This window comes from Kocuria sp. NBRC 114282, from assembly GCF_030268385.1.
GTDB classification, from domain to species: domain Bacteria; phylum Actinomycetota; class Actinomycetes; order Actinomycetales; family Micrococcaceae; genus Kocuria; species Kocuria palustris.
Window position 1 is genome coordinate 153,931 of record NZ_BSQO01000001.1, and the last position, 18,644, is coordinate 172,574.

At 71.1% G+C, this 18,644-nt stretch carries 16 protein-coding genes, 3 tRNA genes and 1 pseudogene; 15 read left to right on the forward strand and 5 right to left on the reverse strand.

Annotation, left to right across the window (positions count from 1 at the left end):
- Nucleotides 1-36 precede the first annotated feature (36 nt).
- From QSJ40_RS00750 to QSJ40_RS00770, 5 genes are all read left to right on the forward strand, one after another.
- The gene (locus tag QSJ40_RS00750; protein WP_081609460.1) at nucleotides 37-1,464 is read left to right on the forward strand and encodes a sulfate adenylyltransferase subunit 1; all 1,428 of its coding nucleotides are present in this window, start codon (nucleotides 37-39) and stop codon (nucleotides 1,462-1,464) included.
- Nucleotides 1,465-2,637, forward strand: a complete 1,173-nt coding sequence (locus tag QSJ40_RS00755) for an ABC transporter substrate-binding protein (protein WP_024289655.1) — start codon at nucleotides 1,465-1,467, stop codon at nucleotides 2,635-2,637.
- Nucleotides 2,638-2,657: 20 nt separating this feature from the next.
- Nucleotides 2,658-3,401 carry an ABC transporter ATP-binding protein gene (locus QSJ40_RS00760; protein WP_285728858.1) on the forward strand — a complete coding sequence of 248 codons (744 nt, stop codon included), beginning with the start codon at nucleotides 2,658-2,660 and terminating at the stop codon, nucleotides 3,399-3,401.
- A complete protein-coding gene (locus QSJ40_RS00765; RefSeq protein WP_006214121.1) occupies nucleotides 3,391-4,347 on the forward strand; it encodes an ABC transporter permease in 957 nt (318 codons plus the stop codon). Before QSJ40_RS00760 ends, QSJ40_RS00765 begins: the two co-directional genes overlap by 11 nt.
- 90 nt (nucleotides 4,348-4,437) lie before the next feature.
- Nucleotides 4,438-5,850, forward strand: coding sequence for an FAD-dependent oxidoreductase (locus tag QSJ40_RS00770; RefSeq protein ID WP_285728348.1), 1,413 nt, complete (start codon nucleotides 4,438-4,440; stop codon nucleotides 5,848-5,850).
- Between the two features lie 51 nt (nucleotides 5,851-5,901).
- Here the strand turns inward: QSJ40_RS00770 and QSJ40_RS00775 are convergent, their stop codons facing one another.
- A complete protein-coding gene (locus tag QSJ40_RS00775; protein WP_271404184.1) occupies nucleotides 5,902-7,254 on the reverse strand; it encodes a D-arabinono-1,4-lactone oxidase in 1,353 nt (450 codons plus the stop codon).
- An 86-nt stretch (nucleotides 7,255-7,340) separates the two neighbouring features.
- A complete protein-coding gene (locus tag QSJ40_RS00780) occupies nucleotides 7,341-7,688 on the reverse strand; it encodes a metallopeptidase family protein (RefSeq protein WP_006214124.1) in 348 nt (115 codons plus the stop codon).
- A gap of 142 nt (nucleotides 7,689-7,830) precedes the next feature.
- Between QSJ40_RS00780 and QSJ40_RS00785 the strand changes: the two genes are divergently transcribed.
- From QSJ40_RS00785 to QSJ40_RS00820, 8 genes are all read left to right on the forward strand, one after another.
- Nucleotides 7,831-7,906 (forward strand) — tRNA-Glu (locus tag QSJ40_RS00785).
- 192 nt (nucleotides 7,907-8,098) lie between these two features.
- Nucleotides 8,099-8,172 (forward strand) — tRNA-Asp (locus QSJ40_RS00790).
- A gap of 56 nt (nucleotides 8,173-8,228) precedes the next feature.
- Nucleotides 8,229-8,301: transfer RNA gene (locus QSJ40_RS00795), tRNA-Phe, on the forward strand.
- A gap of 172 nt (nucleotides 8,302-8,473) precedes the next feature.
- Entirely contained in the window at nucleotides 8,474-8,845 is a 372-nt protein-coding gene (locus QSJ40_RS00800) for an ASCH domain-containing protein (RefSeq protein WP_081609461.1), read from the forward strand.
- Nucleotides 8,846-8,873: 28 nt separating this feature from the next.
- Nucleotides 8,874-9,338 (forward strand): hypothetical protein, encoded by a 465-nt coding sequence (locus tag QSJ40_RS00805; RefSeq protein WP_157796622.1) that lies wholly within the window; start codon nucleotides 8,874-8,876, stop codon nucleotides 9,336-9,338.
- Nucleotides 9,339-9,541: 203 nt separating this feature from the next.
- The gene (locus tag QSJ40_RS00810) at nucleotides 9,542-10,825 is read left to right on the forward strand and encodes a YkvI family membrane protein (RefSeq protein WP_285728349.1); all 1,284 of its coding nucleotides are present in this window, start codon (nucleotides 9,542-9,544) and stop codon (nucleotides 10,823-10,825) included.
- 155 nt (nucleotides 10,826-10,980) lie between these two features.
- Nucleotides 10,981-12,291 (forward strand): YkvI family membrane protein, encoded by a 1,311-nt coding sequence (locus QSJ40_RS00815; RefSeq protein WP_053448004.1) that lies wholly within the window; start codon nucleotides 10,981-10,983, stop codon nucleotides 12,289-12,291.
- Between the two features lie 120 nt (nucleotides 12,292-12,411).
- Nucleotides 12,412-13,122, forward strand: coding sequence for a hypothetical protein (locus QSJ40_RS00820; RefSeq protein WP_285728350.1), 711 nt, complete (start codon nucleotides 12,412-12,414; stop codon nucleotides 13,120-13,122).
- A gap of 161 nt (nucleotides 13,123-13,283) precedes the next feature.
- On the opposite strand, the gene QSJ40_RS00825 is transcribed toward QSJ40_RS00820, so the two are convergent.
- Nucleotides 13,284-14,741, reverse strand: coding sequence for an amino acid permease (locus QSJ40_RS00825; protein WP_285728351.1), 1,458 nt, complete (start codon nucleotides 14,739-14,741; stop codon nucleotides 13,284-13,286).
- 275 nt (nucleotides 14,742-15,016) lie between these two features.
- Here QSJ40_RS00825 and QSJ40_RS00830 point away from each other — a divergent pair.
- Nucleotides 15,017-15,208 (forward strand): annotated as a pseudogene (locus QSJ40_RS00830) (helix-turn-helix domain-containing protein); the annotation flags it as partial.
- A gap of 64 nt (nucleotides 15,209-15,272) precedes the next feature.
- Here the strand turns inward: QSJ40_RS00830 and QSJ40_RS00835 are convergent.
- Nucleotides 15,273-16,136 (reverse strand): DUF8083 family protein, encoded by an 864-nt coding sequence (locus QSJ40_RS00835; protein ID WP_285728352.1) that lies wholly within the window; start codon nucleotides 16,134-16,136, stop codon nucleotides 15,273-15,275.
- A gap of 34 nt (nucleotides 16,137-16,170) precedes the next feature.
- Nucleotides 16,171-16,974 carry an exodeoxyribonuclease III gene (locus QSJ40_RS00840; protein WP_006214132.1) on the reverse strand — a complete coding sequence of 268 codons (804 nt, stop codon included), beginning with the start codon at nucleotides 16,972-16,974 and terminating at the stop codon, nucleotides 16,171-16,173.
- A 486-nt stretch (nucleotides 16,975-17,460) separates the two neighbouring features.
- On the opposite strand from QSJ40_RS00840, the gene QSJ40_RS00845 reads away from it, so the two are divergent.
- Nucleotides 17,461-18,627 (forward strand): putative glycoside hydrolase, encoded by a 1,167-nt coding sequence (locus QSJ40_RS00845; protein WP_285728353.1) that lies wholly within the window; start codon nucleotides 17,461-17,463, stop codon nucleotides 18,625-18,627.
- Nucleotides 18,628-18,644: the final 17 nt, after the last annotated feature.

An 18,644-nucleotide genomic window follows, 5' to 3' on the forward strand; every position in this document is an offset into this window, starting at 1 on the left:
CCCCGCTGCCTCCGCCCCGTCCACGCCCCAGCGCCGATGCGCGCCGAAGAACCACAGAAGGTGCCCGTGACCGAGACCTCCGCTCCCGCCGTGACCTCCACGATCGATCCCGGCTCGCTGTTCCGCTTCGCGACCGCCGGCTCCGTCGACGACGGCAAGTCCACCCTGGTGGGCCGGCTGCTGCACGACGCCAAGGCGATCCTGGCCGATCAGCTCGAGGCCGTGGCCCGCACCTCCGCCGAGCGCGGCTTCGGCGGCGGCGAGGGCAAGCTGGATCTCGCCCTGCTGACCGACGGGCTGCGCGCCGAGCGCGAGCAGGGCATCACGATCGATGTGGCCTACCGCTACTTCGCGACCGACCGCCGCTCGTTTGTGCTGGCCGACTGCCCCGGGCACGTGCAGTACACGAAGAACACGGTCACCGGCGCCTCGACCGCCGACGCCGTCGTCCTGCTGGTCGACGCCCGCCACGGCGTGCTCGAGCAGACCCGCCGCCACCTGGCCGTGACGGCGCTGCTGCGCGTCCCGCACGTGATCGTGGCCGTCAACAAGATCGACCTGGTGGACTGGTCGCAGGCCCGCTTCGACGAGATCCGCGACGAGATCACCGAGGTCGCTCGCAGCATCGGCTCCGAGGAGCTCCTCCAGGGTCTGAAGGTCGTGCCGGTCTCCGCACTGGAGGGCGACAACGTCGTGGAGCCCTCCGAGCGGCTGTCCTGGTACTCCCGGGGCGGCTACGACGGCCGCCCGCTGCTGCGGATCCTCGAGGAGCTGCCCACGGTCGACGAGTCCGGCCGCGGCGAGGCCCGACCCTTCCGCTTCCCCGTGCAGTACGTCATCCGCCCGCAGGGAGGCGTGGCCCAGGGCGTGGATCCCGAGGCCACCCGCGACTACCGCGGCTACGCCGGGCAGATCGCTTCCGGGACCGTCTCCGTGGGCGATGAGGTCGTCGTGCAGCCGTCGGGGCGCCGGAGCACGGTCGTGGGCATCGACGTGGCCGGCACGGCCTCCGAGCAGGCCGGTCCCTTCCCGGGCGAGCAGCTCACGGAGGCCGCCGCCCCGCGCTCGGTGACGCTTCGCCTGGCCGATGACCTCGACGTGGCCCGCGGCGAGCTCATCGCCGCAGCCGATCCGACCCCGCCGGAGCCGGTCAAGGAGATCGCGGCCCGCCTGGCCTGGCTCGGCGAGACCCCTCTGCGCCCGCGCTCCCGCGTGCTGCTCAAGCACGGCACCGCCACGGTCAAGGCCATGGTGGGCGAGATCGTCGGCGCCCTGGACCTGGAGACCATGCAGCTGGGCCAGGCCCAGTCCCTCGAGCTCAACGACATCGGCTCGGTCGTGCTGCGCACCCCGTCGGCGCTGCCGCTGGACGACTACGCCCAGCTGCGCCGCACCGGTGCCTTCCTGCTGATCGACGAGCAGTCCGGGAACACCCTGGCCGCCGGCCTGGTCGGGGAGGGCTGAGTGGCCGAACGCAGCCGCGGCCGCGACGGCGCCCCAGAACCGCTGGAGACCGTCACGCGCACCCCCGGCGGGTCCCAGGGGCGGCAGCGGCCCAAGCGCCGCTTCACCGGCTGGCCCCTGGTGCTCACAGGCCTGGCCGTGCTGCTCGTGCTGTCCGTGACGGCCACGGCGCTGCGCGCCAACGGGACGCTGGACGCGCTCGAGGACCAGCGGATCCAGACCTCGGATGCCGACGAGCTCACGCTGGGCTACTTCGCCAACCTGACGCACGGCCCGGCGCTGGCCGGTGTCCACGACGGGATCTTCGACGAGGCGCTGGGCAGCACCGAGCTGAGCACCCAGGTCTTCTCGACCGGCCCCACGACCATCGAGGCCATGAACTCCGGCGAGGTCGATGCCGCGTTCATGGGCCCGAACCCCGCGATCAACTCGTACGTGCAGTCCGGCGGCGAGTCGATCACGATCATCGGCGGGGCGACCTCCGGCGGTGCGCAGTTCATCGTCTCCGACGACGTCGCCGGCGAGGACGACCTGGCCGGGCGCACGTTCGCGACCCCGGCGCTGGGCGGCACGCAGGACGTGGCGCTGCGCGTGTGGCTCGAGGAGCGCGGCTACGAGGTGGACACCGGCTCCCCGGACTCCGTCTCGATCACGCCCATGCCCTCCGGTCAGGCGCTGCAGACCTTCCGGCAGGGCCAGATCGACGGCTTCTGGGGCCCCCAGCCGTGGGTCACCCTCATGACCGAGGAGGGCGGTCGCGTGCTCGTGGACGAGGGCGATCTATGGCCCGACGGCGAGTACCCCACGACGGTGCTGGCCGTGCGCACCGACTACCTCAAGGAGCACCCGCAGACCGTGGAGAAGCTGCTCGACGGCCTCGAGGACTCGGTCGAGCACCTCGAGCAGATGCCGCAGGAGGACGAGGCCGTCATGCTCAACGAGGCGATGGTCGACGCCCAGGGCCAGGCGCTGCCCGAGCAGACGCTGATCAGCGCCCTGGAGCAGATGCAGTGGACCGCCGATCCCATGGCCTCGACGTATTCGACCCTGCTCGACAACGGCGTCTCCGCCGGGGTCACGCAGGATGCCTCGCTGGACGGCATGGTCGACGTGGAGCCGCTGAACCGCGTGCGCGAGCAGCGAGGCCTGGAGCCCGTGGAGGCCCAGCAGTGAGCGGGCAGTCCGTGATCCGCATGGACGGGCTGGCCAAGTCCTTCGGAGGGCCTGCCGTGCTCGCGGACCTGGACCTGGAGGTGCGCCGCGGCGAGTTCGTGACCCTGCTCGGGGCCTCGGGCTCCGGCAAGACGACGCTGCTGAACATCATCGCCGGACTCGAGGAGCCCACCGCGGGCAGCGTCACGGCCCCTGCCGAGGGCTGCGCGTTCATGTTCCAGGATGCCTCCCTGTTCCCGTGGCTCACCGCCGGGCAGAACGTCGAGCTGGCCCTCGAGCTGGCAGGCGTGCCCCGTGCCCAGCGCCGCGAGCGGGCCGAGGAGCTGCTCGAGCTCGTGCGCCTGCCGCAGGTCGCGGACAAGCGCCCGCACGAGCTCTCCGGAGGCATGCGCCAGCGCGTTGGCCTGGCCCGCGGCCTCGCCCAGGAGCGCGAGGTCCTGCTGATGGACGAGCCCTTCTCGGCGCTGGACGCCATCACCCGGGACCTGCTCCAGGAGGAGCTGCTGCGGATCTGGGAGGTCACCGGGCGCACCATCGTGTTCATCACCCACAACGTCTCCGAGGCCGTCCACCTGGGCCAGCGCGTGCTGCTGCTGTCGTCGCGGCCCGGGCGGATCGTCGAGCAGTGGGACACGGGGCCCTGGAAGGATCCGGACTCCTACGGCTTCGAGGCCAGCGGCCAGACCTCCGAGGAGACGCTGGCGGAGCTGACCCGCACCATCACCCGCCGCCTCAGGGAGGAGATCGGCCGCCATGCCCGCTGATCGCACCACCGCCGGCGCCCAGACGCCCTGGGCGCAGGGTCGCGGCACGCCGTCGTCGGGCCCGTCGTCCTCGGAGACGTCCGCGTCCAGCCCCGACTCCCCGGACAGCGCCCTGGCGGGGCTGGACGCGCTGCAGTCCGACGGCCGCCGTCGACGCTCCCCGGGGGAGGTCTTCCGGCAGCGCGCCGCCCCCACGCTGGCCGCGCTCGTGGCCGCCGTGCTGATCTGGCAGCTGCTCGTGGCCCTGATCGATCCGCGCCCGGACATCATGCCGGGACCGATCGACGTCGCCCGGCAGATCGGGGCGGCCACCGCCGACGGCACGCTTCCCGGGGCGCTGGGCACGTCGCTGTGGCGAGGCATCAGCGGCTTCCTGATCGCGGTTCTGGTGGCCACGCCTCTCGCCCTGCTGATCGCCTCGTGGCAGGGGCTGCGCAACGCGGTGGGCCCGCTGATCTCCGGCATGCAGGTGCTGCCCTCGGTGGCCTGGGTGCCGGCGGCGATCGTGTGGTTCGGCCTGTCGGATGCCACGGTCTACTTCGTGGTGCTGATGGGCGCGATCCCGTCGATCGTCAACGGCATGCTGGCCGGCGTGGACCAGATCCCGCCGCAGCTGCTCAAGGCCGGGCGGATCATGGGGGCCACGGGCTCCACGCTGGCGCTGAAGGTCGTGCTGCCCGCGGCGATGCCGGGCTATGTGGCTGGGCTCAAGCAGGGCTGGGCGTTCTCGTGGCGCTCCCTGATGGGTGCCGAGCTCATCGCGATCGGCGGCTCGATCGGCTTCGGGCTGGGCTCCCTGCTGGCGCAGGGCCGCACCGTCTCGGACATGGCGGTCGTGCTGACCGCCGTGCTGACCATCCTGGCGGTCGGCATCGTGATCGAGCTGCTGCTGTTCAACCCGCTCGAGAAGCGGCTGCTGCGAGGTCGCGGCCTGCTGCGGTCCTGAGCGGACCAACTCATTGCTTAGGCTGGCCTCAGTGGATCAGCCGCAGAAACGTACGCACGGCCCCCGGCTGGGGCCGAGGAGGAGAGATACATGACGGAGCAGACGCAGACGCAGGGCGCCGCACGGCCGCTGCGCGTGGCGATCATCGGCGCCGGCCCCGCGGGCATCTACACCGCGGACATGCTGGCCAAGTCGGAGGCCGTGAAGTCCGGCGAGGTGGAGGTCTCGATCGACATCTTCGACCGCTACCCCACCCCCTTCGGCCTGATCCGCTACGGCGTGGCCCCCGATCACCCCCGCATCAAGGGCATCATCACGGCCCTGCGCCAGATCCTGGGCAGCGGCGCGGTGCGCTTCTTCGGCAACGTCGAGTACGGCCGGGACCTCACCCTGGGCGACCTGCAGGACCTCTACGACGCCGTCGTGTTCTCCACCGGCGCCGTCAAGGACGCCCCGCTCGAGGTCGAGGGCGTCGAGCTCGACGGTGTGCACGGAGCGGCGGACTTCGTCGCCTGGTACGACGGCCACCCCGACTACCCGCGCGAGTGGCCCCTGGAGGCGGAGCAGGTCGCGGTCATCGGCAACGGCAACGTGGCCCTGGACGTGGCCCGCGTGCTGGCCAAGCACGCGGATGACATGCTCACCACCGAGATCCCGGGCAACGTGTACCAGGGGCTGAAGGCCAGCCCGGTCACGGACGTCCACGTCTTCGGCCGCCGCGGCCCGGCCCAGATGAAGTTCACCCCGCTCGAGCTGCGCGAGCTCGGCAAGGTCCCGGACGTCGACGTCATCGTCCACGACGAGGACTACTCCCCGGAGGACGTGGCCGACGAGGCAGCCGGTGACTCCAACCAGGCCAAGGTCATGCTCAAGACCCTGCGCAAGTGGGTCGAGGACGAGACCCCCAAGACGGCCTCGCGCCGCCTGCACCTGCACTTCTTCCAGCGCCCGGAGCGGATCCTGGGCGAGGACGGCAAGGTCGTGGCGCTGCGCACCGAGCGCACCCGCCTCAACGAGGACGGCTCCGTGTCCCCGATCGGCGAGTACGTCGACCACCCCATGGGCGCCGTCTACTACGCGATCGGCTACCTGGGCTCGCCGCTGCCGGAGATCCCGTTCGACCTCCACCGCGGCGTGATCCTGAACCAGGAGGGGCGCGTGGTCGATCCCGAGGGCTCGGTGCTCAACGGCGTCTACGCCTCCGGCTGGATCAAGCGCGGACCCGTGGGTCTGATCGGCGCCACCAAGTCTGATGCCCTCGAGACCATCACGCACCTGCTCGAGGACCGCGGCCAGCTCTCGGCCGTGCGCCCCGAGCCCGAGGCGGTCGTGGAGACCCTCGAGTCCAAGGGCGTCGAGTACACCACCTGGGACGGCTGGCTGCAGCTCGACGAGCATGAGCAGGCCCTCGGCGCCTCCTCCCACGACGCCGAGGGCAACCCCCGCGAGCGCGTGAAGGTCGTGGACCGCGAGGAGATGGTCCGGGTCTCCCGACAGGGCTGAGCCCCGTCTGCCGGTCCTGCCCCGCTCGCGGGGCGGGGCCGGCAGCTGCTCTCAGAGGCCCAGCAGGCCGCGGGCGGTGTCGTTGAGCAGGAGGCCCCGGGGGTCCGCCTGCTCGCGCACGGCCAGGAAGTCGTCCCAGTGCGCGTACATGGGACGCAGCTGCTCGGCCTGCAGTCCATGCCGACCGCCCCAGTGGGGGCGTCCGTCGTGGGCCAGGAAGACCTCTTCGAGGGCCTCGAAGGTCTCCGGGCGCCAGCGCCGCCAGAACTGCCGCACCGTGATCCACCCGGTGTAGCGCGCGTGCGCCGGAGACAGCCAGGTCTCCTCCGGCGCCGAGCATCGCACGCTCAGCGGGAGGCCCAGATCGGCCTGCTCGCGCTCGAGCACCTTCTGCACCTCGCGGAAGGTCTCCGGGAGCTGCTCGAGGGGCACGGCCCACTCGGTCTGCAGGAACTTCACGGGCCTCGAGGAGGCGAAGACCTTGTAGGACAGATCCGTGTAGCGCCGCGAGCTCAGCGACAGCGAGTCCAGCCGGCGCAGCCCGGGGATCGCTCGCGGGGCGGCCCCGGCCAGGCGGTTCAGGGCCGCCGGCAGGGCGCGGCGCAGGACGGCGTCGTCGCTGCGGCGCACGCCCTGGGCCATCCGGGAGCCGGGGGCGGACCATTCGGAGGGCAGCCGGTGCAGGCGGCTCATGATGTGGGTGTGGGCGGAGTCGCTGCCCGGGTTCCAGTACAGCTCGAAGTGATCGGCCGAGGCCATGCGTTCGCCCAGGCCCGCGATCAGCGGCTCGAGCGACTCGTTGAACTCGGCGGAGTGCAGGCGGAAGGAGTCCTCGCACTGCACCGTGACGGCGGCGATCACACCGACGACGCCCAGCCCGGCCCGGGTCGCCTGGAAGAGCTCCGGGCGCTGGGTGAGGGAGCACTCGACGATCTCGCCGGAGGCCAGCACCAGGGTCAGCGCCACGACCTGCCCCGACAGCGACTGGAAGCCGGCGCCGGTGCCGTGCGTGGCGGTGGAGATCGCCCCGGCAATGGACTGGTGCAGGGTGTCGGGCAGGTTGGAGAAGGCCAGTCCGCAGGCATCGAGCTCCCGCGCGGCCTGGATCAGCGGGGTGCCGCCCAGCAGCGTGGCTCGACGCCCCTGCCGGTCGACCTCCTGCAGCCCCACAAGCTCGGAGGTGTCCAGGCGCAGCTCCTGCGGCTGAGCCAGCAGGTTGAAGCTGTGGCCCGCGCCCGTGACCCGGGTGCTCAGCCCCGCCGCCGCGGCCGCCGCCATGGCCTCGGAGAGCTGCTCGACGGTCTGGGGGCGCAGCGTGCGGACGCCCTCCGCCGTCCCGGAGCGGTCCCAGGTGCTCCAGGTCGCGGGCCCCGTCTCCGAGGGCAGTCCATCCTCTGCGGTCATCGCTGTCTCCTGCCGAACGAGTGGTGTGCGGTGGTCTCCTGCGGACATTCTGCCCCGCGCTCCTGCAAGCACGCGGTACGGCTGCCTCATCCCCAGCCGAGTCGGTGCAGCCGCTGCTCCTCGATCCCGAAGTGGTGGGCGATCTCGTGCACGACGGTCACGGTGATCTCGTGGACCAGCTCATCCCGATCGCGGCACATGCGCAGCAGCGGTTCGCGGAAGATGCGGATGTGATCGGGCAGCGAGCCCATCCACGACGAGTCCCTCTCGGTGAGCGGCACGCCCTCGTAGAGCCCCAGCAGCTCCGGCATCCCCTCCGGAGGCCGTGCTTCGATCAGCACGACGACGTTGTCGAGCATCGCGAAGATGTCCTCGGGGATGCCGTCGAGGGCATCATCGACCAGGGATTCGAACTCGGCCTCGCTGACGTCCATCACCGCTGCATTCTCGCGCAAGGGCCTGACAACGGCTGTTGATCGCCGTCGTCGGGGCGCCGTCGAGGGATCGTCGGGGCCCTCGGGAGAGGGGGCGGACCTGATAGGCTCCGGTTCCATCCGCGCGCCTTGCGCGCGGTGCGCCCTCATCGTCTAGAGGCCTAGGACACCGCCCTTTCACGGCGGCGACACGGGTTCGAATCCCGTTGGGGGTACCAGCGCAGGCGAGCGCCCGGTCGGCATCAGCCGGCCGGGCGTTTCGTCGTCTCCGGGGGCATTCAGCGCCCGACGGATGAGCTCCGGGGGCTGCGGATCCCGATTTGCGCGCAGGGGCTGTCATGGTGCTAATATCTTGCCTCGTTGGAAAACGGCAGGGAGGTCCCGCGGGACCGCCTGTAAGCACTCCACAAGGCCCTGTAGCGCAGTTGGTTAGCGCGCCGCCCTGTCACGGCGGAGGTCGCGGGTTCAAGTCCCGTCAGGGTCGCACAGACGGCGTCAGCTCAGCTGAGGCCGTCTTGGCATCTGAGACACCGGATGCCTGGCTCTGTAGCTCAGTTGGTAGAGCGTACGACTGAAAATCGTAAGGTCACCGGATCGACGCCGGTCGGAGCCACCGCCCAGAAGGTCCCCGCACACCAGTGCGGGGGCCTTCTGCATGCCCGCCCGCTTGTCGAGCGTCAGCCCCTCCGCGGTCCGAGCGGCCGATTCCCCTCCCACCAGCCGACGGCTGGACAGTCCGCAATCGGCCGGTCGAGGGCGACGGAGCGGCGGCTACCGTGGGCGCCATGACCGCAGAGCCGAACCAGCACCAGAGCCCCGACGCCGGCGGACAGCCGCTGCAGCGCATCCTCATGTGGGAGGGCTACGAGACCCTGATCCGGGATGGCAGCAAGCGCCAGACCGTGCGGTACCAGGACCCCTTCGTCCCGGGTCCGGCCGAGATCGTGTTGGAGAAGGATTCCGGCGAGGACGTCGTGATCAGCGCCGAGGTGACTGGCGTGCGCACCGTGCGCCGCGACGAGCTCAGCGAGCAGGACGCCGTGCGCGACGGCTTCGAGTCCCTCGCCCAGCTGCAGGCCGCTCTCGACCGGCACTACCCGGACATGCCCGGTGGCAGCGCCGTTGACATCGTGGCCTTCGAGCTCGTTCGCCCGTGACGGCTCGCGCGGCCGCTACTGTGTGGGCGTGAGCCGAGCACCCGCCCCGCGTCGTCTGATGGCCGCGTCCGCCCTGCTGGCGGCCGTCGCGGTGCTGCCGGGCTGCGCCTCCGGCGGCGAAGCTCCCCTGGAGAGCCCGGAAGCCGTGTCGGGGCCCCAGGCCAGCGCGGAAGCCGGCACCGTATCGCGCGAGCAGGCTGAGCCGCATCCGGCCGCACCCGAGCAGTGTGCCGTCGTCTCCGAGCTGTACCTCTCCCTCACCCTGCTGCCGCTGGCCGAGGAGGACGGCGCCCCGTCGCTGGATCCTGCGGCCACAGCCGGCGACGTGCGCGAGGCCGCAGATGACGCACCGGCCGCCGTGCGCGACGACTTCGACGAGGCCGCCGGACTGCTCGAGGACTACGGCATGGGCCTGGAGCCTCAGGAGCTCGACGCGCTGCGCACGCGCCTGGAGCCCGTCGACCTCTGGATCGACCGGCGCTGCGCGAGCTGAGCCGCTGAAGTCCGTGATCGGGATGTGATCCCGGCGCTGGGGTTCATCAGCAGGCTCACTTACAGTGAAGCGTCGGCGCACCGGCGCCCACCGGGACGATCCGCGGCCCCCAGGACGACACGTGGCTGGGGGCCGTTTCGCGCTCTGGCCTTCCGCGGCGGAGCCCCCGGGACGGACGAACGATGAACAGGAGCCTGTCCACAGTGTCTCTGAAGAGATCCTTCAAGATCGCCCTGGCCTTCGTGGGGCTGCTCGTGGGAGCGGGATTCGCCACGGGCCAGGAGGTCATCCAGTACTTCCTCTCCTTCGGGGCCATCGGCCTCGTCGGCGCCGTGGTCGCAGGCGTGGTGTTCGCGCTGGCCGGCGCCGTGATCATCCAGCTGGGCAGCTTCTACCTGGCTGAGGAGCACAACCGCGTCTTCCGCAGCGTGGCCAACCCCGTGATCTCGCGGTTCCTGGACATCGCCGTGACCCTGACCCTCTTCGCGGTCGGGTTCGTCATGCTGGCCGGGGCCGGCTCCACGCTCGAGCAGCAGTGGGGCTTCCCCGCCTGGGCCGGTGCCGCGGTGATGACCGTGCTGGTGATGCTGGTCGGGATGCTCGACGTGGACAGGGTCTCCAGCGTCATCTCCACGCTCACCCCGCTGATCATCCTGGCCGTGATCGTCGCGTTCATCTACACGATGGCGAACCTGCCGCAGGACTTCTCGCAGCTCAGCTCGGTCGCCCAGGAGCAGGCCTCCCCTGTCCAGCCGTGGCTGCTCTCGGCCCTGAACTACAACGGCCTGGCACTGCTGCTGGGCGTGTCCATGTGCCTGGTGATCGGCGGCAACAATGCCGAGCCGCGCGAGGCCGGTCTCGGCGGCCTGATAGGGGGCATCCTCTACACGGTGCTGCTGCTGATGGCAGCGGTCGCCCTGTACTTCAACATGGCAGAGGTCGGCGACTCCGCGGTGCCCATGCTGCAGCTGTTCGAGGCCATGCACCCGGCGCTGGCCACGATCATGGTGTTCATCATCTTCGCGATGATCTTCAACACCGCGATCGGCATGTTCTACGCACTGGGGCGCCGGCTGACGGCCTCGCACCGGGACAAGTACCGCCCGGTCTTCCTGCTCGCCTGCCTGCTCGGCTACGGCGTGAGCTTCGCCGGCTTCGACACCCTCATGGAGTACGTCTACCCGGTGATCGGCTACACGGGCATGGTCATGATCGTGGTCATGGTCTTCGGCTGGGCGCGCTACCGCACGCAGATCGCAGAGGAGACCACGCGCCGCGGCCGTCTGCGCGCCCTGCTGCGCCTGCGCCGCGACCCGGGCAAGGACTACGCCCCCGGTCACGAGAAGCGCTACGAGGAGGCCGTGCGGCAGTCGCCGGCCGATGACGACCGCCTGACCCAGGTGCTCGAATCGCGCACGGAGCAGGACCTCGAGCTCTCGGACGACGAGGGCTCCGCGGAGCACGACGGCGGCCGCGCGCCGGCCTGAGCCTCTGTGCAGCCGCCTCGCTGCGCGTCCGTCGGGCGTCGTGCGATGTGAGGCGCACCACGCAGGGCGCATAGGATCGGAAGCTCACCGAGCCGATCCGGAGCGGGGCGGGACTCGGCCCGCCCTGCTCCATCTCCGAGGAGGGACTGCCCCGCATGAGGAAGATGACGGCCGTGAAGGTCGCCCTGGCATTCGTGGGGCTGATCGTGGGGGCGGGGTTCGCGACCGGCCAGGAGATGATCCAGTACTTCACGTCCTTCGGCGCCGTCGGGATCTGGGGCGCGGTGATCTCCGGGCTGCTGGTGACGGCGGCGGGGTCGGTGACCCTGCTTCTGGGCAGCTACTTCATGGCCGAGAGCCACTCCAAGGTCTTCGGCAACGTCGCGCACCCGTGGCTGTCGCGGTTCCTGGACTGGTCGGTGACCTTCACGCTGTTCTCGGTCGGCTTCGTGATGATCGCCGGCGCGGGCTCCACGCTGGAGCAGCAGTTCGGCCTGCCCACCTGGATCGGGGCCGGGCTGATGACCCTGCTCGTGCTGGCGGCGGGTCAGCTCGACGTCGACCGCGTCTCCAGCATCATCTCCGGGATCACCCCGCTGGTGGTCATCGCGATCCTGGCGGCCTTCGTCTGGACCATGTTCGATCTGCCGCAGGACCTCTCCCAGCTCAGCGCCGTGGCCCAGCAGGCCGAGTCGCCGGTGCGCCCCTGGTGGGTCTCGGCCATGAACTACACGGGCATGAACCTCATGGTCGCGGTGTCCATGTGCCTGGTGATCGGCGGCAGCACCCCCAACACGCGCGAGGCGGTCTGGGGCGGCTTCAGCGGCGGCCTGCTCTACATGATCCTCGTGCTGATGGTCGTGGTGCTGCTGTACTTGAACATCCAGGACGTGGGGCAGGCCGAGGTCCCCATGCTCAGCCTCTTCGAGTCCATCCACCCGGCGGCGGCAGCGGTCATGGTGGTCATCGTCTACCTGATGATCTTCAACACCGTGATCGGGCTGTTCTACGCCCTCGGGCGGCGCCTGACGGTGCGGGCCCCGCACCGCTACCGCCCCGTGTTCCTGCTGGTGTGCCTGGTGGGCTACGCCCTGAGCTTCCTGGGCTTCTCCACGCTGATGTCCTACATCTACCCGCTGGTCGGCTACATCGGGATGCTGATGATCGTCGTCTTCATCGTCTGGTGGGTGCGCCGCCGCGTCCAGGTGGGCCAGGAGACCGGGCGCCGCGATCGCATCCGCGCGCTGCTGCGTCTGCGCGATGATCCCAAGCGGCGCTTCACGGCGCGCCACGAGCGCAAGCTGGCCGGGTACCTGCAGGACTCTTCGGCGCAGGGCGAGACCCTCACCGAGGCGCTGGACCTGGAGGTCATCGAGGAGGCCCGGGCCCGGTGCGAGCGCGCCGACGGCGGCGGCACGCGCGACGACGGCCGCGGCCGGGGCGGCTCCTCGCAGCAGCGGGGCTGACGCCCCGGCGGGCCCCGAGCATGTGAGCGGGCCTGCACTGTAGGGCATGCCCAGCGGCGCCCGCCCTGGGGGATCCGCTGGGGACCCGGGTGCCCGATCCACGCTTGCCCGGGATCCTCCATGCGCATGCGCACCGTCCTGATGACAGCTCTGGCCTTCGTGGGGCTGGTGGTCGGAGCCGGCTTCGCCACGGGCCAGGAGGTGCTCCAGTACTTCATCTCTTTCGGCGCGATCGGCATCGTGGGCGCCGTGCTCTCCGGCATCAACTACGCCTGCATGAACATGATGCTTGCCGTCTCCATGAGCCTGGTGATCGGCGGAAACCTCCCGAACACCCGCGAAGCCCGCTGGGGCGGCTCCTTCGGCGGACTGATGTGCGCGCTGATCGTGGTGACGGCCGCCATCCTGCTCAGCCTGCGCATCCCGGAGGTCACCGGCTCCGACGTCCCCATGCTCAAGACCTTCGAGCCGATCCACCCGGCGGCGGCCTCGGTCATGGTCGTGATCATCTTCCTGATGATCTTCAACACCGCGATCGGCATGTTCATGATCGCGCTGTTCGTGGTGTGGTCGCTGCGCCGCCGTGTGCAGATCGTGCGCGAGACCGGTTGCCGCGATCGCATCCGCGCCCTGCTGACGCTGCGCGAGGACCCGCGCCGCATCTACACCCAGAACCAAGAGAAGCACCTCGAGCGCTGCGCCGAGGAGTCGGTGGCCGATGACGAGGCCATCACCGGCGTCATCGACGTCGAGGTCCTCAAGCGGCACCAGCGCGAGCGCGACGAGCAGCGCGGCGAGGACGCGTCGTCGTCGAGCACCCCCTCCTCCTGACCCGCCCCGCGTGAGCTGTGCGGGGACGCTCGGCGACCGCACGGGCTTGTGGCGTCCCCTGCGGCACCCGCAGGCGCCGCTCGGTCCGCGCACGGGCCGCAAGGCACGCGCGAGGACCGCCCGGCCGTCGGGGTCCCGCGCTGCGGGGCCCCGACGGCGGCTCAGTCCCGACGGACGCGGGGGTTCGTCGCGGTGCGGTCGTCGAGCTCGGGGCGGGCGTGGCCGCGTCCGCGGATGAACAGGTAGCCGATGCCGAGCAGGAGCAGCCAGCCGACTCCGATCACCAGGGCCATCCGGGTGTCCGGGATGATGCCCAGCACCACGATCACGAGCAGCACGAAGGCCACCGCGGCCCAGGAGGCCACCGGCCACAGCGGCACCTTGAACTCGGACTCGGGGCCGCCGCGGAGGCCGAGCTCTCGGCGCATGGCCAGGTGGGAGAGCAGGATCATCAGCCACACCCACACGGTCGCGAAGGTCGCGATCGAGGCGATGAAGACGAAGACGTCGGTCATCACGGTGTTGAGCACCGCGCCCAGTGCGAGCACGAGCAGCATGCCGAGAACGGTCAGCCACGGGACACCGGTGCGGGAGACGCGGGCGAAGACCTTGGGCGCGTGCCCCTGCTGGGCCAGGCCGTAGAGGACGCGGCCCGCGCCGTAGGTGTCGGCGTTGATCGCGGAGATCGCGGCGGTGATCACCACGAGGTTCAGGATCGAGGGGGCCCACGGGACGCCGAGGGCGTCGAAGATCTGCACGAACGGGCTGGTCTCGCCGTCGATGCTGTCCCAGGGCACCAGCGACATGATCACGCCGAGGGCCATGATGTAGAAGAGCAGGATGCGGAACGGCACCGCGTTGATGGCCCGCGGGATGGCATGGCCGGGGTCGTCGGACTCGCCGGCGGTGATGCCGATGGTCTCGATGCCGCCGAAGGCGAAGACCACGACCGACAGCGACGCGAGCAGCCCCCATGTGCCCTCGGGCATGAAGCCGCCGTGGTCGAGGAGGTTGTGCGGGCCGGGGGAGGCATCCGGGGCGTAGGAGACGCCCATGACCATCAGGGCGATGCCGCCGACGATCATGGCGATGATCGCCAGGACCTTGATGCTCGAGAGCCAGAACTCGAGCTCGCCGAAGGTCTTCACGTTGCGGGTGTTGATGGCCCCGATGAACAGGATGACGGCGGTGATCCAGATCCACGCCGGCGTGCCGGGGAACCAGAAGCTCATGTAGACGGCGAACGCGGTGACATCGGCGATGGCCACGACGGCCATCTCGAACACGAAGGTCCAGCCCGTGACGTAGCCGGCGAACGGCCCGAGGTAGCGCGCCGCGTACTGGCCGAAGGAGCCTGGCAGCGGGTGGCGCACAGCGAGCTCGCCGAGGGCGCGCATGACCATGAACACCGCGAGCCCGGCGATCAGGTAGACCAGCAGCACCGAGGGCCCGGCCATGGAGATGGCCGAGGCGGAGCCGTAGAACAGGCCGGTGCCGATCGCCGAGCCCAGCGCGATGAACTGGATGTGCCGATTGCTCAGCCCGCGCTTGAGCTCGGTGCCCTCCCTGCCGGGAGCGAGGTCGGCGGCAGGCTGCCGGGCAGGGTCGTGGTGGGTCATGGGCTCTCCTGAAGATCCAGCTCTGGGGTGCGCTCGGGCAGGCAGTGGGCTGAGGATCTGTCCGCGATGGCATATCCTCCCGAGCCGCAGCACACATCTTGGCAGGTGCGGTTCGCCTCTGCCGATTCGAGTGGCACAGTGATAGATGCACATTCACTGAGCCGGGGTCGACGACGACCGTATCGCCCTGTGCGCACGAGGCCCTCAGGGCATTCACGACGACGTGGAGGATGAAGTCCATGGCCTGATCCAAGGTCCCGGCGGCGAGCAGCACCCTGCGCAACCTGGCAGGCCGGGGCAGTCCGGTGGCTGCGGCGTCGATCGCCTCGGCGCTCGAGCTGCCCCGTTCTTCGGTCTATCACCTCCTGCGGGTCATGGAGGAGGAGGAGGGCTTCGTCGTCTGGCTGCCGGAGGAGCACCTCTACGGCCTGGAGGTCGGGGCCTTCGAGCTGTCCGCCGAGGTCTCCGCACGTCTCTACGGCATCCGGGAGCGGAAGGGGCCTGATCAGGGCGGAGCCGAACCCGTGCGGTTCAGCTCGCGTGCTCCAGCTGCGCGATCGGCAGCCAGCGGCGCACCAGCCGCCGCAGGGCGAGCGCCGTGGACTCCAGGTCTCCGTCGCGGGCGAAGGCCATGGCATCGGCCATGTCGCGGGGGCTCTCGTCCGGCTGCAGGCGATCGGCGACCGCGCCGTAGTCCAGGGTGATGAGCGCCCCGTGCCCGAAGGAGCCGACCCATCGCGACAGCCGCTGCAGATCCTCGGCGAGCTCGGCCACGTCCTTGCGCTGCAGCGACGCGATGGCCCCGGAGGCCTCCCCGGCGCGCTGGGCGGCCACGGAGGCAGGGGCGATCAGCCGGTGGACGATCCGCCCGCGGAACGGGGTGCGCACCAGGTCCTCTTCGAGGAACAGGGCGAACCAGGACAGCGGCACCGTCCAGTCCGACTGGCGGGCGTACTGCGGCAGGAAATGCTCGGGGGCAGCACTCCGGGCACGGCCGGCGACCTCGTCATGCGGCAGCAGCAGGGACAGCAGCGCGGCGTCCTGATCGCCCTCCTCGGCCGCGGCGAACAGCTGCAGGCTGCGGCGCAGGCGCTGCGACGGGTGGAACAGCGGCCTGGGCGGGCCTTCGCCCGGGTGCGCCGGAGCGGCTGAGCTCGGCAGTCTCCACAGGGCGTCGAAGCGCGGGGGCAGGGAGCCGTCCTCGGCGACGGCCAGCCGGGCCAGCTGCTCCTCGAGCTGCGCTGCCGAGCCTTCCTCCGGCGGCACCGCTGCGGGGACCAGGGGCTGGTAGATGCCGTCGAGGTCATCCTGCGGCACGTAGACGCGCAGGGCGAAGCGCTGCGCCGGTGCGGCCGATGCGCGCCAGGCGCTTCCGAGCCCGCTCAGCGGCGCCACGGCAGCGACCCCGGCACCGCGACGACGGCGGGCATCACTCGACCTCGATGACGACCGGCACGTGATCCGAGGCGCCCTTGCCCTTGCGCTCGTCGCGGTCGATCGAGACATCCGAGACGCGCTCGGCCAGCGCCGGGGAGCACAGCTGGAAGTCGATGCGCATGCCCTCGTTGCGGGGGAAGCGAAGCTGCGTGTAGTCCCAGTATGTGTAGACCTCCGGGCCGGGCAGGCGCTCGCGCACGACGTCGCGATAGCCCTCGTCCAGGAACGCCTGGAAGGCCCGGCGCTCCGGGGCGGAGACGTGGGTCATGCCGTTGTCCAGGAAGAACTGCATGTCCCAGACATCGTGGTCCTGCGGTGCCACGTTCCAGTCGCCCACCAGGGCGATCTGCGCCCGGGGATCCTCCTGCAGCCACTCGCGGGCGCGGTCGCGCAGCACCGAGAGCCACTCGAGCTTGTAGACCATGTGCGGGTCGTCCAGGCCGCGGCCGTTGGGGATGTAGAGAGACCAGACGCGCACCCCTGCGCAGGTGGCGGCGATCGCGCGCGCCTCCTGGACGGGCTCCTGGCCCTCCTTGCCGAACGACGGCTGCCCCGGGAACGTGCGCTCGACGTCCTCGAGGCCCACGCGCGAGGCGATGGCCACCCCGTTCCACTGGCTCAGCCCGAAGTGCGCGACCTCGTAGCCGGAGAACTCGAAGGCCTCCCACGGGAAGGACTCGTCCTTGGCCTTGGTCTCCTGGATGGCCAGGACGTCGGCGTCCGTGCGCTCGAGCCAGGCCTCCACGCGATCGGCGCGGGCACGGATCGAGTTCACGTTCCAGGTGGCGATCTTCATGGGCCCCAGGGTATCGGTGCCGGCTGACGCCGCAGCCGGGGGAGTCGACGCAGCACGCGGGCCGGAGGCCGGGAGCCCGTCGACACAACGGGTCACAGACATCCGCCGCGATTCAGCCCGACCCCCGATCGGCGGTGTCCGCCCACGTGCGAGCCGGGTGCTCCGGAACACGTTGCTGACGTGCAGAGATGATGATTGTCGTTGGAACCGGACGGCATCGATCCTGTGCTCGTCGGGGCTCGCAGGGGGGTGTGCTGGCCGTGCCGTTCGCCCTTGAGGGGACATGCCCCGCGTTGCCGCTGCGATGCGCGGTCGGTTCCAATGTGTCTGCCCAGCGCGGAATCGCGCGGCGCCGCGGGCAGCGGCGCAGGGGCGACGGTGGGGGCCGTCGCCCGGTACAGGGGAGTCCCGGCGACGGCATCGTCCGCGACCGGGCACGGGTCGTGCGCAGTGCGCGCCGGCCGACGAGAAGGGGGAGCGGAGCACATGGCCGATTCGACGGACAGCGCTCGAGAGCGCATCGGGGGCGGCCGTCCGGGCGCGTGGGTGCGGCTGGGAGGCGCCGCCAGCGAGGGCAGGCGCGCACTGGAGATCGGGCACGCCGTGGGCGAGGTCGGCACGGTCGTGCTGGAGCCGTGGGAGACGGCCGCGGCGCAGCGGCTGAAGTCCGAGGACCCGGCGGTCGTGGTGCTGTGCCGCCGGCGCACGCTGATCGTGGACGAGTCCGAGACCGGCCCCGTGCACTCGAACGGGCTGTCCTACGACCAGGCCGAGGCGAACGGCTGGGTGGCGCGCAGCCGGGCCGAGGAGGCCATCACATGGGAGGCGCACCCGGGCCAGCGGCAGCTGCGGATCTGGGACCCGGCCTGCCGCACCGCCTGGACCGAGGCGATCGTGCGCGAGCTGTCGGACTCGCCCTTCGACGGCGTGCTGGCCGATGACCTGGACCTCGACGACCACCCGTTGGACCTCCCGCTGCCGGACCTGGGCTCCGACACGCAGCTGCGCGAGGCGCACGATGCCCTGATCCGCCAGGCCGGCGAGGCGCTGAACGGGATCGGGAAGCTGCTCATCGCCGTCGTCGAGGACGCGCGGCGGATGCCTGCGCGCTGGGTCGAGCTCTCGGCCTGGGGCGGGGTGTGCGAGCCGACGTGGCTGAGCACCGCCCACGGCCGGATGCTCGATCCCGGGGCCGCCCGGCAGCAGGCCTCGCTCATCACGAGCGAGGGCCCGGGTCGGGTGCCGGCCGAGCAGCTCGTGCTCGTGCGGATGCCGATCGCGGCGTCGCTGCTGCGTCGCACCGAGCTGGACCAGGCCCAGGAGCAGCAGCTCGTGCGCTGCGGGCTGGCGGCGTTCTGGGTCTTCGGCGCCGGGCGCGGCCGCTTCGCAGCGGGCTCCCGCGACGGCACCCGGGCGCACTGGATCCCGGAGATGCAGTGGGACCTCGGAGCCCCGCTGGGACCTCCCGAGGGCGTGGTGAGCATGTGGTCGCGCGAGTTCGAGGGCGGCTGGGCCGTGGTCAACCTGGCCTCCGACGGGCGACGTCGCCGTCATGTGACGATCCCTGAGGGCATGCTGGGCCCGGACGGGGCCCCGATGCGCGGCACCCAAGTCCTGCGCGCGCACCAGGGCATCCTGCTGCGCCGCGCCTGAGGGCCGCGGCCTGGGCT

Excerpts from the sequence above, each read along its gene's own strand:
- QSJ40_RS00840 (WP_006214132.1), bottom strand. The coding sequence starts at position 16,974 with ATGAAGATCGCCACCTGGAACGTGAACTCGATCCGTGCCCGCGCCGAT.
- QSJ40_RS00775 (WP_271404184.1), bottom strand. The coding sequence starts at position 7,254 with ATGACCGCAGAGGATGGACTGCCCTCGGAGACGGGGCCCGCGACCTGG.
- QSJ40_RS00820 (WP_285728350.1), top strand. The coding sequence starts at position 12,412 with ATGCGCATGCGCACCGTCCTGATGACAGCTCTGGCCTTCGTGGGGCTG.
- QSJ40_RS00800 (WP_081609461.1), top strand. The coding sequence starts at position 8,474 with ATGACCGCAGAGCCGAACCAGCACCAGAGCCCCGACGCCGGCGGACAG.
- QSJ40_RS00780 (WP_006214124.1), bottom strand. The coding sequence starts at position 7,688 with ATGGACGTCAGCGAGGCCGAGTTCGAATCCCTGGTCGATGATGCCCTC.
- QSJ40_RS00845 (WP_285728353.1), top strand. The coding sequence starts at position 17,461 with ATGGCCGATTCGACGGACAGCGCTCGAGAGCGCATCGGGGGCGGCCGT.
- QSJ40_RS00815 (WP_053448004.1), top strand. The coding sequence starts at position 10,981 with ATGAGGAAGATGACGGCCGTGAAGGTCGCCCTGGCATTCGTGGGGCTG.
- QSJ40_RS00760 (WP_285728858.1), top strand. The coding sequence starts at position 2,658 with ATGGACGGGCTGGCCAAGTCCTTCGGAGGGCCTGCCGTGCTCGCGGAC.
- QSJ40_RS00750 (WP_081609460.1), top strand. The coding sequence starts at position 37 with ATGCGCGCCGAAGAACCACAGAAGGTGCCCGTGACCGAGACCTCCGCT.
- QSJ40_RS00765 (WP_006214121.1), top strand. The coding sequence starts at position 3,391 with ATGCCCGCTGATCGCACCACCGCCGGCGCCCAGACGCCCTGGGCGCAG.
- QSJ40_RS00825 (WP_285728351.1), bottom strand. The coding sequence starts at position 14,741 with ATGACCCACCACGACCCTGCCCGGCAGCCTGCCGCCGACCTCGCTCCC.
- QSJ40_RS00770 (WP_285728348.1), top strand. The coding sequence starts at position 4,438 with ATGACGGAGCAGACGCAGACGCAGGGCGCCGCACGGCCGCTGCGCGTG.